The organism is Streptomyces sp. AC627_RSS907, assembly GCF_019049165.1.
Genome location: NZ_JAGMUE010000108.1, coordinates 1 through 15,248, shown reverse-complemented (window position 1 = coordinate 15,248; position 15,248 = coordinate 1). Strand labels below are relative to the sequence as shown.

The 15,248-nt window shown below is 74.4% G+C and carries 9 protein-coding genes, 1 tRNA gene and 1 other RNA gene; 3 read left to right on the top strand and 8 right to left on the bottom strand.

From position 1 onward, the window contains the following. The 7 genes from KUM32_RS23525 to KUM32_RS23495 all read right to left on the bottom strand — a co-directional run. Window positions 1-3,884, bottom strand: a 3,884-nt coding sequence (locus KUM32_RS23525; protein ID WP_254406019.1) for a tubulin-like doman-containing protein, incomplete at its 3' end; no start/stop codon positions are given. 112 nt (window positions 3,885-3,996) lie between these two features. Then, window positions 3,997-6,342, bottom strand: a complete 2,346-nt coding sequence (locus KUM32_RS23520; protein WP_217143927.1) for a VWA domain-containing protein — start codon at window positions 6,340-6,342, stop codon at window positions 3,997-3,999. A gap of 109 nt (window positions 6,343-6,451) precedes the next feature. After that, window positions 6,452-7,024, bottom strand: a complete 573-nt coding sequence (locus KUM32_RS23515; protein WP_217143926.1) for a Pycsar system effector family protein — start codon at window positions 7,022-7,024, stop codon at window positions 6,452-6,454. Further along, window positions 7,021-8,073 carry a hypothetical protein gene (locus KUM32_RS23510; protein ID WP_217143925.1) on the bottom strand — a complete coding sequence of 351 codons (1,053 nt, stop codon included), beginning with the start codon at window positions 8,071-8,073 and terminating at the stop codon, window positions 7,021-7,023. The genes KUM32_RS23515 and KUM32_RS23510 overlap by 4 nt, the downstream gene beginning before the upstream one ends. Next, on the bottom strand, window positions 8,066-10,726 hold the full coding sequence (locus KUM32_RS23505) for a hypothetical protein (RefSeq protein ID WP_217143924.1): 2,661 nt from the start codon (window positions 10,724-10,726) through the stop codon (window positions 8,066-8,068). Before KUM32_RS23505 ends, KUM32_RS23510 begins: the two co-directional genes overlap by 8 nt. Beyond that, on the bottom strand, window positions 10,723-11,589 hold the full coding sequence (locus KUM32_RS23500) for a hypothetical protein (RefSeq protein ID WP_217143923.1): 867 nt from the start codon (window positions 11,587-11,589) through the stop codon (window positions 10,723-10,725). The genes KUM32_RS23505 and KUM32_RS23500 overlap by 4 nt, the downstream gene beginning before the upstream one ends. Window positions 11,590-11,693: 104 nt before the next feature. Beyond that, the gene (locus KUM32_RS23495) at window positions 11,694-12,422 is read right to left on the bottom strand and encodes a Crp/Fnr family transcriptional regulator (protein WP_217143922.1); all 729 of its coding nucleotides are present in this window, start codon (window positions 12,420-12,422) and stop codon (window positions 11,694-11,696) included. A gap of 528 nt (window positions 12,423-12,950) precedes the next feature. On the opposite strand from KUM32_RS23495, the gene KUM32_RS23490 reads away from it, so the two are divergent. Further along, window positions 12,951-13,406, top strand: a complete 456-nt coding sequence (locus KUM32_RS23490; RefSeq protein ID WP_217143921.1) for a hypothetical protein — start codon at window positions 12,951-12,953, stop codon at window positions 13,404-13,406. Window positions 13,407-13,490: 84 nt separating this feature from the next. Here the strand turns inward: KUM32_RS23490 and KUM32_RS23485 are convergent. Further along, window positions 13,491-13,578, bottom strand: a tRNA-Ser gene (locus KUM32_RS23485). Between the two features lie 73 nt (window positions 13,579-13,651). On the opposite strand from KUM32_RS23485, the gene ffs reads away from it, so the two are divergent. Together ffs and KUM32_RS23475 are read left to right on the top strand one after the other, a co-directional pair. Continuing rightward, window positions 13,652-13,750, top strand: an RNA gene (gene ffs / locus KUM32_RS23480) — signal recognition particle sRNA small type. Window positions 13,751-13,794: 44 nt separating this feature from the next. Next, on the top strand, window positions 13,795-15,248 hold a 1,454-nt coding region (locus KUM32_RS23475; protein ID WP_217143920.1), incomplete at its 3' end, for a DNA polymerase III subunit gamma and tau.

Genomic DNA, 15,248 nt, shown 5'->3' with positions numbered 1-15,248 from the left:
CCGTAGTCGTCGTCGGGTGTCCGGCGGGGGCTCGTGCCGTGGTCGTCGGCGGGTGCGCGGCGCGGGTACTCGCCGCGTCCGGTGCCGTAGGGCTCGTCGTACGGGTCAGCGGTGCGGCGGGCCCCGGTGCCGTGGTCGTCGGCCGTGGTGCGGCGGGGGCTCGTGCCGTAGTCGTCGTCGGGTGTCCGGCGGGGGCTCGTGCCGTGGTCGTCGGCGGGTGCGCGGCGCGGGCGCTCGCCGCGTCCGGTGCCGTCGTACTCGTCGTACTCGTCGTACTCGTCGTACTCGTCGGCCGTGGTGCGGCGGGAGCGTTCGCCGCGGCCCGTGCTGTAGGGCTCGTCGGGGTCGCCCGCGGGTGTGCGGCGCGGTGGTTCGTCGTACCGGTCGCCGTGCGCGGTGCCGTAGGGCTCGTCGTACGGGTCAGCGGTGCGGCGGGCCCCGGTGCCGTGGTCGTCGGCCGTGGTGCGGCGGGGGCTCGTGCCGTAGTCGTCGTCGGGTGCCCGGCGTGCGGTGGTGCCGTAGTCGTCGTCGGGTGCCCGGCGTGCGGTGGTTCCGTAGTCGCCCACCGTCGCGCCGCGCCGGCGCTCGTCGTGGGCGTCGGCGGCGGTCCGGCCGAGTGTCTCGTCGCTCCTCGTGCGGTACGCGGCGAACCGCTCGGGCGGTGCCGTGCCCCAGTCGTCGTCATCGTGGGCGGCACGCCGGGGGGTGGGCAGGTCCTCGGGGACGCGGGGCCGCACCGTACCGAAGCGGACGTGCTCCAGCAGCGTGCGCAGGGTCGGCTGGACGGCGCGCTGGTCGCCGAACTCGGTGTCCAGCGCGGCCGGCAGCGTCTCCGCCCAGAACTCCCACAGCGGCCGGACCCAGCCCTCGACCCGCTCGCCGCCACGCTGCCGGCGTTCCGCCAGCAGCTCCAGCTGACGCGGGGCGATCTTCTCGACCAGCTCGACGAAGAGCGGGTGCGGGTCGCTGCCCGCCCGCGCCAGCCCGGCCGGCTGCGACCCCATCAGCTCGCGGCAGTAGTCCTCCACCGTCCGCTCGTCGTCGAGGACCGTCCAGCGTTCGTACGAGCGCAGCAGCTCCGCCCAGCTCGACACGCCGCCCGGGAAGTCCCCCAGCCGCAGCCGGACGCCCGGCACATGGGCGCCCTCCTCGGGGAAGAGCCGCAACCGGATGCGGCCCGGCGAGGCCGGGTCGCCGTCCACCACGTCCACCTGGCCGTTCCACATGCAGCACAGCAGCCGGTGCAGGATGGTGCGGCGGTCCTCCTCGCTGCTCACCATCCAGCTGTCCCTGAAGCCGAGCCGCTGGCGCCAGCGCAGCACGTCGTGGGCCTGCTCGGAGTCCTTCGCCCGGGCCCACTGGCGCAGCACCTTGCGGGCCTCGGGCACCTGGGTGAGGCTCATCTCGCTGCGGAAGAGGACCACAGTGACCGAGTCGCTCTCCACCCCGCGGTACTCCACGGAGTTCTTCGCGTCCGACGGCAGCCGCAGCGTCTTGCCGAGGTACTCCTGCACCTCCTCCACCGCCTGCACCCGCGGGTACGTCACCAGCGCCCGCAGCGGCCCGGTCCCCTCCGGGGTGAAGCCCACCGGCAGCAGCCCGGTCAGCTTCCGGCCGAACAGGTCGAGCGCCTCCTTGCTGACCTGCTCGGCGGCGCCCGCGTCACCCGCCGCGGCGGCCAGCAGCGTGCCCATGGACGGCAGCAGCGGGCGCTCCTCCAGGCGTTCGCCGCTCTCCGCGAACAACCGGGTGATGCGGGCCTCCAGCACCGCCTTCACGGTCGCCACCGCGCCCTCGGGGTTGCGGCGGCTGAGCGCGTGGACCGTGCGCCAGGTGTCCCCGCCGACCAGCCGCAGCAGCAGCGCGGCCTCGTCGTCGGTCTCCCGCAGGCCCTCCCGGCGGATCAGCCGGGTGACGACGTCCTCGTAGAAGTGGTTGAGGGTGCGCTGCGGCGGCAGCAGGTACGAGATGCCGGTGCGGTCCTCGTACAGTTCGAGGCCCTTCTGCGCGGAGACCTTGCGCTCCTGGTCGCTGTGCCTGCGGAAGGCGTTCACCAGGCGCCCGAGGTCGGCCCCGGCGGAGTCCGCCTGCGGCTGCCAGTGCTGCTGCTGCTCGCGCCATGCCTCGTGCCACACCGTCCGGCAGCGCCACCGGTACCAGTCGTCCTGCTCCCGGACGGCCGCCTGGACGTCCTCGTCGCCCCAGCGGGCCGGGGACATGCCGGCCAGCCGCCCCTTGATCCGCGGGGCCTTCGGCGGCTGGTCGGTCACCCCGGGCGGACGCTGGGGGGCGCGGGCCCGGTTGTCCAGCATGCCGAGGAAGCCGAGCCGGGCGATCGGCTCGTCGCTGTCCGGGACGCCCCGCACGACGCGCTCGGCGAGGAAGGGGTCCACGCTCTGCAGCAGCTTGTCGATGGCGGGGCGCGGGGCGAACCGGTCGGCCATCACGGCGGCCTGGCGCGCGACGTCGGCCCGCAGGTCGGACAGCAGCCGCTGCATGTCCGTGATCCGCTCGCCCAGCGCCTGCTCGATGTTCTTGCCGCCGCGCGGCAGCGGATCCGGCTCGGGCACGTCCAGCTGCCTGCGTTCCCACAGCTCCTCCAGGTGGGAGTCGGCGAACAGCTGGCGGATCATCGGCACGGTGCTGTCCCGCAGCACGGTGCGCGGCCGCTCCACGAGATCGGTGACCGCCTCCCGCAGCAGCCGGCCGGCCACCAGGTCGGCCAGCTGGTCCATCGGCGCGGTCATGGAGGCGACCAGGCTGGTGGAGACGCCCTGCCGTCCGATGCCGGTGGGGGACAGGGCGCTGCGGTGCACACCCCGGTTGATGAAGCTCGCGGCGAAGGTCTGGTAGTCGTCGTCGGCCGCCATCGTGCGGCCCTGGGAGCGGCCGTCGCCGAGTTCGGTGCCGATCAGCGACATCACCAGGGAGACGATGGAGCGGCGCAGGTCGTCCGCGCGGATGCCGGCCGTCGGGCTGAACAGGAACGCGGTGGGCAGGATGCCGGTGCGCAGCCGGATCGGCTGGGTGCCCGGGTAGCGGATGCCCAGCCCCGAGTCGTGGTCGAGGTCGCCGATCTCCGCGCCCTCGGTCGGCGCGTTCTGCCCGTCGACCAGGCGGAAGAGGTCCACCAGCGCGCGGGCGGCGTTGAGTTCCGCCTCGCGCCCGCCGCCGGAGGCCGCGGAGAACGACGAGGGCATCACGACCAGCGGGTAGATCTTCACCCCGTCGAAGCGGCGCAGCTGGAAGGCGTAGTTGATCAGGTGCAGGTAGTCCAGGAAGATGCCGGCGCCGGTGCCGCCCGCGACCGAGAACGCGACGAACACGTCGCAGCCGTTGGTCTTCCCGCCGCCGAACTCACTCAGCCCGCCCGCCGACTTGGCGATCAGGTCGATCGCCTGGAGGAGCGGTTCGAGGACCGGGCCCAGGCCGTGCCGGAGCGTGGCGAACAGGGCCGCGCGCCCGACGGTGGGCAGTTGCCCGGCGCCGTTGTGCAGCGGGGTGACCTTCGGCTCGTCGATGCGCGGCGGCAGCCAGTCCGCGACCTCCTCGCGCATGCTCGCCCGGAGCATCTTGGTGACCTCCGGCGAGGCGTCGAAGTTCGGCAGCAGGTTGTGGGTGGCCCGGGAGGTGCGGGCGTACGCGGCCCGCAGCGACGGGTCCACGTTGAACTGCGGCAGCCGCTGGAGGTCGCTCTCGCTGTAGTCCGCGTACACGAACTGGAGCCCGTCGGGCAGCTGGTAGGGCGCGTAGCCGTTCAGCCCGGTGAGCGCCAGGCCGTCCGGGCCGCACAGTTCGGCGCGCAGTCTGCGTTCCAGTTCGGCGCCGACCAGGCCGCCGGTGCCGCCCAGTCCGACGAAGAGCATCGGCTGGAAGATCTTCATGGTTTCCTCCCCGCTGACGGCCGTCGCGGCCGCAGGTTCGTGCTCGGTACGTCCGTGGAGTGCGCGCGGTGCGCGAGGGCGGGCGCGGGGATGACGCGCCCGCCCCCGCGCGTCACATGTACGAGTCGTAGGCGCCGCCCGTGCTTCCGCTCTCGCCGGTCCCGCCGGTGCCGGAGCGGGGCGCGGTGGCCGCCCCGCTGCGTGCCGTGGCCGCCGGTCCGCGACCGCGGGGGGCGCGGGTGTCCTCGCCGAGGGTCAGGCTCACCCCCTCGACGAGTTCGACCTGGCCCCGCACGGGCAGCGGCGTCCGGCCCCCGCCGCGCCTGCGCAGCACCGCTCCGCCCTCGGGGTTGCGCTGGACGGCGTACGGGCCGTGGGCCCGGCGTTCGATGCGCGGCGTGCGGTGCGGCTCGACGAGGGCGAACTCGTACCACTGCTTGTGCCCGTGTCCGGCGACGTGGTCCGTGCCGATGACGTCGCCGTCGGCGGAGACCAGGCGCAGCACCAGCCCGTGCGGGTCCCGGCGGGTACGGCGCTGCCGCACCCAGGCGAGCACCGCGGCGGCGGCCAGCACGAGCACCGCGGCGGCGGCCACCACCGCCCACCAGTACTTCTCCCAGAAGCCGGGCTCCGGCGTGACCTGGACCGACAGCGGGGTGCGGACCAGCGTCCGGTCGCCGTCGGTGGTGTCGACGGCCGTGACGGTGCCCGACAGGCGCAGTCCGTCGTCGCCGAGGCGGTCGCCGAAGACGTCGGCGGGGGCGACCGTGACCGTCACCTTCCGGGTGCCGGAGTCACCGGGTTCGAGCGGGATCTCGGCCGGGCTGACCGACAGCAGCCCGGAGCGCACGTCGGCCACGGACAGCCGCAGCGTGTGCCGGGTGTCGCTGTTGTTGCGGACGGTGAGGGTCCCGGTGACCTCGCCGCCGGGGTGGGTGTCCCCGGCGGGCAGCTCCAGCGCGGTGGTGACGGGCAGCTCGGCGGGCGCGATCTGGCCGAGCTCGCTGCGGGTGTCCGCGCGCAGCCCCGAGGCGGTCAGCGTGCCGTCCACCTTCAGCGCGCCGTCGGCACCCGACGGGATGCGCACCGAACCGCTGAAGGAGCCGTCGTTCGCGTCCGGGTCGGGTCCCTTGCCGTCGTCGGTGAGGGACAGGGCCTGCGGGGCGAAGCCGTCCCCGGTCAGCTCGCTGCGCACGCGCAGTCCCGCGTAGTCCTCCGGGTCCTTGATCTGGTAGCCCTCGCGGGTCTGGAGCCGCATCGTCACCGTGACCTTCTCCCCGGGCCGCGGCGAGGGCGGGTCCATGGTGATGGCGCCGCGCAGCTCCCCCTGCCACAGCACGCTGACCGCGACGGGCAGCGAGCGGTGACCCTCCGGAGCCTCGGCCTTCACCCGCCAGGTGCCGGGCAGCGGGTCGACGATCTTCAGCGCCTCGACGGTGCCGCCACCGCCCGCCAGTTCGAAGCGGGACTTGCCGTGGGTGCCGTTCGTGGGAACGGTCTCGCCGCTGGGGTCCTGGTAGGTGATCCGCACCTCGGGGTCGCCCTTGTCGACCACGATGCTGCCGACGGTCGCCAGGGGCGAGATGTCGATCTCCAGGGTGGCCGGCGGCTTGTCGGTGGGGCCCTCCTCGTAGCGCTGGCAGTGCGCGGCGGCGAAGATCTTCCCCAGGGTGGTGGCGACGTCCTTCGCGGAGGCGACCTTGTACGCCTTCGGGGCGGCGGAGGGCAGCTTCACGCAGCCCTCCTGGTAGCCCCCGGCGGCCATCCGGTCCAGCTGCGCCTTGTCCGGTTCGGACCCGAAGCCGAGCGGCCAGATCTGCACCTTCTGGGCGCGGGCGTTCTCCAGTTCCTTGGTCAGCTGTCGCTCGCCCTCGGCCTCGCGGTGCGCGGGGTCGCCGTACTTCTCGCTGTCGGTGACGTCCATCTTGCCGTCGGTCAGGAGGAACAGCACGCGGGGATCCGACGGGTCGGTGCCGGTGGTGAGTTCGTGCACCCCCTGGCGTATCGCGGTCGGGAAGTCGGTGCCGGTGCCCTCGCTCTCCTTGCGGGTGCGCAGCTTGGCCACGCAACCGCCGATCGTCTTGCGTCCCGCCGCGTCCAGGGTGGTGCGCGGGCACACCGGGTCCACCGCGCGCTGGCCGGCGGACTCGGCGGCGGCGAAGCCGAAGACGGTGACGTGGGAGGACGAGGAGACGTCACCCAGCGCGATGCGGGCGGCGGCGGCCTTCTCGGCCTTCATGTCCTCGGGCGCGAGGCTGGCGGACTCGTCCACGGCGACCGCGTAGTTGACCGACGGGAAGGCCGTTCGCGCGTCCGCCGCGGGCAGTTGGTCCCGGCCGGTATCGCGGCCGGTGGGTGTCAGCAGGGACACGAGCACCGCGGCGCCGCCCAGCACCACGACCGTGGCGCGGCGCGCCCGGCCCCTTCCCGTCCGCCGTCTTCCCCAGGCTCTCTGCACGGCCGTCCCCTTGGTTCTCGGTTCGTCTCTGCGTGGTGGTGTGTGCGGGTCGTCTCTGCGGGTCGTCTCTGCGGGTCGTCTCTGCGTGGTGTGCGCGCCCACCGCCCGGTCAGCGCGCGGTCAGTCCCCAGACCAGGGCCAGCGCCGCCGCGGGGGCGAGGGCGCCCATTCCCCAGCGGATGGCCCGGTACTTGGCGGTCAGGATCGAGCTGACGTCGACGGCCTGGACGAGCAGCCACCCGGCGGGGTCCCGCCCGGCCTCGGCTATCCGGGCGGACAGCGACGCGAGATCGCGGGAGGCCACCAGATCACCGAAGTACGTCACCCCGTCCTCGCCGCGGACCGTGCCGGTGCGCGGCATGAGCGCCCCGACCAGCGCGGTCACCGCGACCGCCCAGAGCAGCCCCGCGAGCAGCAGCGGCACGTCGACCAGCCCGTGCCAGCCGGGCGCGCCGTGCCAGCCGAGCAGGAACGCCGGCAGCGCCAGCGTCCCCGACAGCAGCACGGACGCCTTGGAGTCGGCCCGGCCCAGGTCCTCGCGGACCGTGTTCAGCAGCAGTTCCGCGATGCGCTCCCCCGCCCGGTCCGGGCAGTGCCGACCCCCGTGCGGCACAGGCCCGGCCGGGTCGGGGGAGGCACGCCCCCCGCTCCCAGTGGTCAGTTCCCCGCCGTCGGCGGTCACCGGTCCTCCTCCGCCCAGGACCAGCCGTCGTCCCGCGGGCGCCTGCGGCGGCGCGGTGTCTCGTCCTCGGTGTCGTCACCCGGTCCGGACCCGGGCCGGTACGGCGGCTCCTCGGCCACCCAGTCCGGGGTGAACGGCTCGGCGCCCGCCGGCTCCAGCTGCGCGGCTTCCCGGCGGGCGGGCACCGCGCCGATGGGCCCCTGGATGGCGCGGCCCCGGCCCTGGTTGAGGAGGTTCAGGGCCTGCGTCTCCACGTCGTTGGAGTGGATCTGGCCGCTGGCGACCATGTCGAAGAGCCGGTCCACCCGGTCCCGCTCGTCCTGCCGGCCCTCCTGGCGGATCTTCTCCAGGAAGTCCTTGGCCTTGTCGGGTTCGGCCGCCAGCATGTAGCTGAGCTGCTCCAGGTCGCCGCCGCGCAGCATGGCGCGGAACGCGTCCTGACGTACCCCGGTCAGCTCGGCCGAGGCGCGCGCGTCGCGGATCTCGTCCATGTGCTCGATGGTCCGGTCGTCCATCCGCAGCCGTACGTACAGCCGTACGCGCAGCCCGAGTTCCGCGCCCAGGCTGTCCCAGCGACCGCCCGCGCACTCGCGGGTGAGGGCGCGGTCGGCCTGCTCGGCCTCGGTCACCCGGTAGGTCGAGGTGACCTCGCGCAGCCGCTCCAGCACGGGGGCGGTCAGCCGCTGGGCGACGTCCCTCACGACCTCGACGGCGGCCAGGTGGGGGTCGGTCACGGCCCAGTGGATGTCCACCTCGGCCTTGAAGAAGGTGGTGCCGCCGGCGGCGGGGAGGTCCATCTGGAGCGGTGTCTGATAGGTCCCGAGCGCGATCTCGCAGACGCTGTACGGCCGCGCGAACGCACGCTTGTCGACGTGCCGGATGCCGGCGACGGTGACCACGCTGTACCCGCCGTTGCGGTAGAACAGCACCGAGGCCCGCTGGGCGCGAACCGGCGGGAACCCGCCGGTCGGCGCGTACTCCCGCAGGAAGGGGCCCGCGGGAGCCGCGCCCGCCTCCCCGGCCTCCGCCCCGTTCACGTCCTCAGCCATGCCTGACCTCCTCGCGCGTCCGGTCCCGCGCAGCGACGGCGAGCCACCACAGGGAGCGCGCCTGCGCGTCGGGGAGCGGATCCTCCGGATCGTTCATCATGCGGCGCAGCAGCCAGTCCAGCCGCCGCCGGTCGTGCTCCTCGGTGGTCACCGCGGGCAGCAGCGCCGCGAGTCCCGGCCGCGTCCACTCGTCACCGTTGCCGCGCACGGCCGAACGCAGCAGGGACTCCAGCGCGTCCGTCGCCACATCCTTGGAGCGCGGCGTGTTGAGCGCGGTCCACAGCAGGTCGGCCATGGGGCGGACGAGTTCGGGCCGCGTCGCGGCGAGGGCCAGCGGCAGCGGCCAGTCACCGCGGTCGCCCAGCGGGGAGCCGGCGTCGTCGACCAGGACCTCGTCGACCGTCGTGAGCGCGAGCCGCACGGTCGTCACCAGCCCCAGGTCCTGGTAGACCTCCCGCTTGTGGTGGGTCCAGTCGGCCACCCGCCGCAGGACGGCCGCCGCCTCCGGGAGCGCCAGCAGCCGTACGACGTTGAAGGAGGCGACCGCCAGCTGGTCCCCCTCGTCGCGGACCCCGATCCGGGCCAGCGCGTCCAGGGTGTCGCCGGTCGTGGCCGCGGAGTTGCCGTAGCCCAGCGCCATGGCCGCGGTCCAGCGCAGCGGTTCGGTGCCGTACCGGCTCCAGTCGCCGACCACCTTGTGCACGATGCGGCGGTGCGAGTCGTGACCGGCCGCCTGGTCCAGCGCGGTGGCCGCGAAGACCCGGCGCCGGGGCGTGGCCGCGTCGGCGAGCGGGCGGATCAGTTCCGCGTAGCCGTGGTCGAAGTCCCTGACGCACAGTTCGCCCGCGGCGACCGCGGCCCGCATCCACACCTGGGAGCGCGGGTCGTCGGCCAGCAGCCGCAGCCAGCGCACCATCGGCGCCCGGACCGCGAAGTGCCGGTCCCACAGCTCGCTGAGCACCGCGGACGGCAGGGCCGAGCCCCGGTACCAGATCAGCCGCGACGCGACCTCGGCCCCGGCCACCTCGACCCGGCCGTCCTTGAGCTCGGCCCGGGACAGCGCCAGGTCGGCGCGGGGATCGTCGCAGAACAGCGGCCGGGCGGGGGTGTGGTCCGGGTCGGACTGCACGGACAGTTCCCAGGTCAGCAGGTGCGCGGCGGAGGCCACGGCGCTGTGCGAGGCCCCGCCCAGCACGGCGAGCGCGATGCGGAACGCCACCGGGTGGAACAGGCCGGCGGTGCCCGGGCGTTCACGGCCCGGCTCGTCCCCGGCCGGCGCCGCGAGCGCCCGGTCCACACCGGCGAACCACTCCTGCGCCTGACGGGCGGCGAGGCTGCGGCAGCCCGCCAGTAACTGCTCGTAGGTGAGGTCGCCCAGCACGTGCCCGGCCAGCAGGGAGGCGAGCACCTCGGCCTCGGCGGGGCGCAGGTCCTTCAGTCCGACCGCGTCGGTGACCTCCGTCCGGTTCCAGAGCGCCTCAGCGTCGGACAGCAGGCGGGCGACGCGGGTGCCGTCCGCCCCGGTCGCGCCGGCGTGTTCCTCCAGCCGCTCCCGCAACCGGGTGGTGAGCAGCTCCCCGGTGGGTGCGGGCGGGCAGAGGGCGCCGTACCGCCCGGTCAGCAGCGGGTCGGCCGCCGAGCCGACCGGGACGACGACGACGGCGAAGGCGTCGCGGCGGGCCAGGGCGGCGGCCAGCCCGTCCAGGTCCATCTCGTCGGGGACCGACGCGCCGGGCCGGGTGAGCGAGAGCTCCAGCAGGTACCCGGAGAGGGGCCGCGTCTCCCGGTCCCCGGAAACGCCGCCGCCCTCGCCGTCGTCGCCCTCGCCGTCGTGGAGGGAGTCGGCCAGTTGCCGGACGCCGCCGACCGGGTCGACCCGCTGGATCCGGGCCGCGGAGCGCGGCTGCGTGCCGTTCGCCGCCGGGTCGGTGACCTCGTCCAGGAGCGAGAGCGCGGTGCTGGTGCGGCCGGTGCCCGGCGCGGCCCCCAGCACCAGCAGCCGGCGGGCCCGGAGCGCCTCGCGCAGCCGCACGTACCCCTCGGGCTCCACGTGGACCCGGCGGAGTCTGCGCAGCTCCTCGTCGGGCACCGGCCCGCTGCGCAGCGCCGAGCCGGACCGCCGGGCGTCCATCCGCAGGTGGATGTCGCCGATGTGGGCGCTGTGGAAGTACGAGCGGTCGAAGGTGTGCAGGTCCCGGCCCGCGTCGAACAGCATGCGGGTGGCGCGGCGTGCCCGTGCGGCGGCGGCGAGGTCGGTGGGCGCCTCCTCGCCCTGCTCCTCGGCCAGCGGGTCACGGGTGTGCTCCCTGAACCGCCCGGCGGCGCGCTCCCGCTCCCGTTCCCGCTCCTCCCGCTCCTGCTCGGCGGCGTCGTCCCCGCCGGCCCCCTCGCGGTCCTCGGCCGTGCCGTCGTCGGCCCGGGGCGCGTCGTCCCGGTCCCGGTCCTGCCCCCGGTCCCGGTCCCGGTCCCGGTCCCGGTCCCGGTCCCCGCCCCGGTCCCGGTCCCCGCCCCTCTCCCGGCTTCTCTCCCGGTCCCGGCCCCTCTCCCCGTCCGTGTTCCGCGCCCTGTCGTCGGCCCCGGGGGCGCGGGCGTCGTCCGCCCTGCGCGGCGTGTCCTGGCCGGCGCCGCCCTCCGCCCGCTGCTCGTCGCTCACTCGCCCCGCCCCTTCCGGGAACGGTCACCGTCGGTGATCCGGCCGATGTGCACGGGCTGCTGGTAGACGTTGTCGTGGTGCTGCGACATGTCGCCGTGCACGGTGTAGCGGGCTCCCGCGGGACCGGCGTCGTCCGTGTCGCCGTCCTCTTCCTCACCGCCGCCCGCACCGCCGCCCGCACCGGCGGGCGTTCCGGCCGCGGGGGCTGCGGGGGCCGCATCGTCCGTGCCCGGCGGCCCGGCGGCCGGCGCCGGCGGCTCGGCCGGAATCCCGGGAGCGGCCCGCCCGGGAAGGTGGAACCAGGCGGTGACCTCGCCCTCCTTCAGCTCCAGCCGGGCCGGCGAGTAGCGCGCGGCCTCGATGAACTTGCCGCCGCCGACGACCACGTCCTGGTACAGGGAGTCCGAGGCGACCAGCACCAGGTCCGCCTTCTCGTCGTCCAGCAGCCGCCGGGCGACGGGGGAGTCGGCCAGCCGGCAGGCGAGGTCGACCGCCCGCCCGCTGATCCCCCGGGCGTCGTGCCGGACCGGGCCGACGTGCATACCGATCCGCAGCCCCAGGGGCACCCGCAGGCCGCGGTTCTCGTCCCGCAGGTTCTCGTGCACCTCGACCAGCCACAGGCCGAGCAGCCGGGTCACCGCGATCCGGCCGGCCACCGCCAGCAGCACGCCGTCGCCGCGGTCCTCCATGTGCACGGCGTCCCGCGCCACCTTGGCGTGCGTGAACGCCGTCTCCAGCACGCGGTAGATCCGGGCACGCATGCGCGGCTTGTCGACGTCGTCGTACTCGCCGGAACGTCTGGCGTCGACGCTGATCACCAACTCGTAGCGCGCCTCGGCGAGATCCATGGCGTCGTCGTTCACCCGTGCCCCCTGCTGCCTGCCGGTCGGTCTGCTTGCGGTCCCCTCAGGTTCGGGCCCGGGGACGAGGGCCGTCTGTGGCCGTTTACACACGGCGGGGCGCGGCTCTACTCCTGATGGCCGTCCGCGAGGAGGGAGAGCAGCGCGGGGTCGAGGATCTCCACCATCCGGTTGCCGGTCCGCACGATGTTCTGGGTGCGCAGCAGCCGCAGCGCCTTGGCGACGGCTTCCCGGGTCGCCCCCACGGTGGCGGCCAGCTCGTCCTGCGCCAGCTGGACGACGGAGCCGGCTGCGGAAGGGGCCGTCGGGGTGCGCGGGCTGGTGGAGGGGGCGGAGTAGGGGCCGGAGGTGTCGGGCCTCGACAGTTCGATGAGCCGGTGGGCCAGGCGCTGCAGCACGGTGAGCGAGGCGAGGGCGGAGCGTTCCTGGTCGGCGCTGCGCAGCCGGAAGGTGAGCTGGCGGATCACCAGGCCGCTCACCCGGGGGTGCAGGGCGAGGAAGCGGCGGAACGCGTCCCCGTTTATCACCTGCGCCTCGGTCGGCCCCAGCGCGCGCACGGTGGCGCTGCGGGGGTGCCGGTCCAGCGCGGCCATCTCGCCGAGCAGTTCACCGGGACCGCGCAGCCCCAGTATCAGCCGGGTGGCGCCCCGGTCCGTCGCGACGGAGACGGTCACCCACCCCTGCAGGACGATCAGGACGTGGCTGGACCGGTCGCCCTCCGTCAGAAGGTGGGCGTCGGCCGGGTAGCGCTTGCGGTGGCCGAGAGCCATCACGCCCTCGCGCTCCTGGGCGGTCAGCGCCTGCGCGAACGCGAGCTCGTCGCCGAGCAGCCCCATGGCTACGCCCCCCGCCGCAGTCCGGACGCCTGGTTCTTGGATGGTTGATGGTGACAGAGTGGCCAAGTGGAGAGAGTGAATTGCGCCACACTCGCGCTACTGGCCGGTAACGACAGAACCGCCAGGCAGTCGCCCTCCAGGACGCACCCGCCCCGACCCGGCCCCCCTCGCCCGCAACTGTGCGCGACAGCTCGTTCACCACTCGCGACCTGGAAGGACGCCGAGGGCGGCATCGGCCATCGGGGCCGGGGCCCGTCGGCGTCGGAAATCGGCCGCTGGGGCGGAATTGGCGGAAACTCGGGTGTCGCTTTCGCGTGGCCGGCGGCTTGGCCGGTAAGGCGTTCTTGCGCCCGCGCACGGGGCGGGGAAGCGGGCGCGGGCGGCTCGCGCGGCGCACGCGGCCCGCGGGGCGAGCGTCCGCGTCAGTCCCCTGAGTGGTTTACCCGTCACCTCGGAGAGTGCGGGCTCCGCGCCTCCCTAGCATCCCTCTGCGTAGCCGCACGGCTACTGAAAGCGAAAGGGAGAGGGATGCGCTTCAACTCCACGGGCCGGCTGGCGGCCGTCGCCTCGGCCGCACTTCTGCTGCTCGGCGGTGCCGCCACCTCCGCGCAGGCGGCGGCACCCGGGCCCGTCCTGTACTCGATCGACTTCTCCAACCCCCAGGAGCGCGACGACAACGACCTGCCGGAGCCCTACGGCCGGGTCTCCCTGCAAGCGCCCTGGGGTGAGCAGACCGCGCTGTGGGAGCACCCGGACGTCGGCATCAACACCCCCACCCTCCCGCGGTACCCGGACGACGGCCCGTACGCGAGGAGGTTCGTCGACCACCCCGTCACCGAGGTGTGCGCCTTCGTGGGCGAGGACGACACCGGCATCAACGACGACGACGTCCTCGCCGCCGGCTGCGTGCCGGTCGAGGGTCCCGGCAGCTACACCATCTCGGGCGAGGACGGATCGGTCACCGTCGACCTGTACGACGTCTGACGCCCTCGGGAGGAGGACGCCGGACACGTCGAAGGGCCCCACCGCGAACGGTGGGGCCCTTCGACATCGTGCCCGGTGAGGCACTGGCGGAGGATACGAGATTCGAACTCGTGAGGGGTTGCCCCCAACACGCTTTCCAAGCGTGCGCCCTAGGCCTCTAGGCGAATCCTCCGCGGAGAACATTACATGACGTCGGGGAGTGCCTGCGAACTCGTTCTCCGGCGCCCGCATCGGGTAACGTGTGGCACAGCCCCTCACGCGGCGCTATCTGACTGAACTCCCCCAGGGCCGGAAGGCAGCAAGGGTAGGTCGGCTCTGGCGGGTGCGTGGGGGGCGCTTGCGTTCGCGGGCGGTCCGGTTGTCGGTGGGCGCCTATAACCTCGTATACGTGTCGTCTCTCGCGCTCTACCGCCGTTACCGCCCGGAGTCCTTCGCCGAGGTCATCGGGCAGGGGCATGTCACCGACCCGCTGCAGCAGGCGCTGCGGAACAACCGGGTCAATCACGCGTACCTGTTCAGCGGTCCGCGTGGATGCGGCAAGACGACCAGCGCCCGCATCCTCGCACGGTGCCTGAACTGCGAGCAGGGCCCCACGCCGACCCCGTGCGGCGCGTGCCAGTCGTGCCGCGACCTGGCGCGCAACGGGCCGGGTTCCATCGACGTCATCGAGATCGACGCCGCCTCGCACGGTGGCGTGGACGACGCCCGCGACCTGCGCGAGAAGGCGTTCTTCGGGCCCGCTCACAGCAGGTACAAGATCTACATCATCGACGAGGCCCACATGGTCACGTCGGCGGGCTTCAACGCCCTGCTCAAGGTGGTCGAGGAGCCGCCGGAGCATCTGAAGTTCATCTTCGCGACCACCGAGCCCGAGAAGGTCATCGGGACCATCCGGTCCCGGACGCACCACTATCCGTTCCGGCTCGTGCCGCCCGGCACTCTGCGCGACTACCTCGCCGAGGTGTGCGGCAAGGAGGACATCCCCGTCGAGGACGGTGTGCTGCCGCTGGTGGTGCGGGCCGGCGCGGGGTCCGTGCGTGACTCGATGTCCGTCATGGACCAGCTGCTGGCCGGCGCCGGTGCCGACGGCGTGACGTACGCCATGGCGACCGCCCTGCTCGGCTACACGGACGGCTCGCTGCTCGACTCCGTCGTCGAGGCGTTCGTCTCGGGCGACGGCTCGGCCGCCTTCGAGGTCGTGGACCGGGTGATCGAGGGCGGCAACGACCCGCGGCGCTTCGTCGCCGACCTGCTGGAGCGCCTGAGGGACCTCGTCATCCTCGCCGCCGTGCCCGACGCGGCGGAGAAGGGGCTGATCGACGCCCCGGCCGACGTCGTCGAGCGGATGCAGGCCCAGGCGCGGTCCTTCGGTGCCGCCGAGCTGAGCCGCGCCGCCGACATCGTCAACGAGGGGCTCACGGAGATGCGCGGCGCCCACTCGCCCCGCCTCCAGCTGGAGCTGATCTGTGCGCGCGTGCTGCTGCCCGCCGCCTACGGCGACGAGCGGTCGGTGATGGCCCGCCTGGACCGGATCGAGCGCGGCGTGCAGTTCTCCGCGGGCGCGGGTGCGCCGGCCATGGCGTACGTGCCCGGGCCCGACGCGCATGCCGGTGCCGCGGGCGCCCCTCCGGTACAGCCGGGGACCGGCCCGGCCGTGGCCAGGGCAGCGGTACGGGCGCCGGGCGCCGGCGTCCCGGCCGCCGACCCGGCCCCCGCTCAGGACGCCGGAACCGGCGAGGGCGGCGGAGGCGGGCGGCCCGGGGCCCAGGCCGCACCCGCACAGCCCCCCGCCCCGGCGGCCCCCGCTCCCGCTCCCGCCCCGACTCCTGCCCAGGCCCCCGC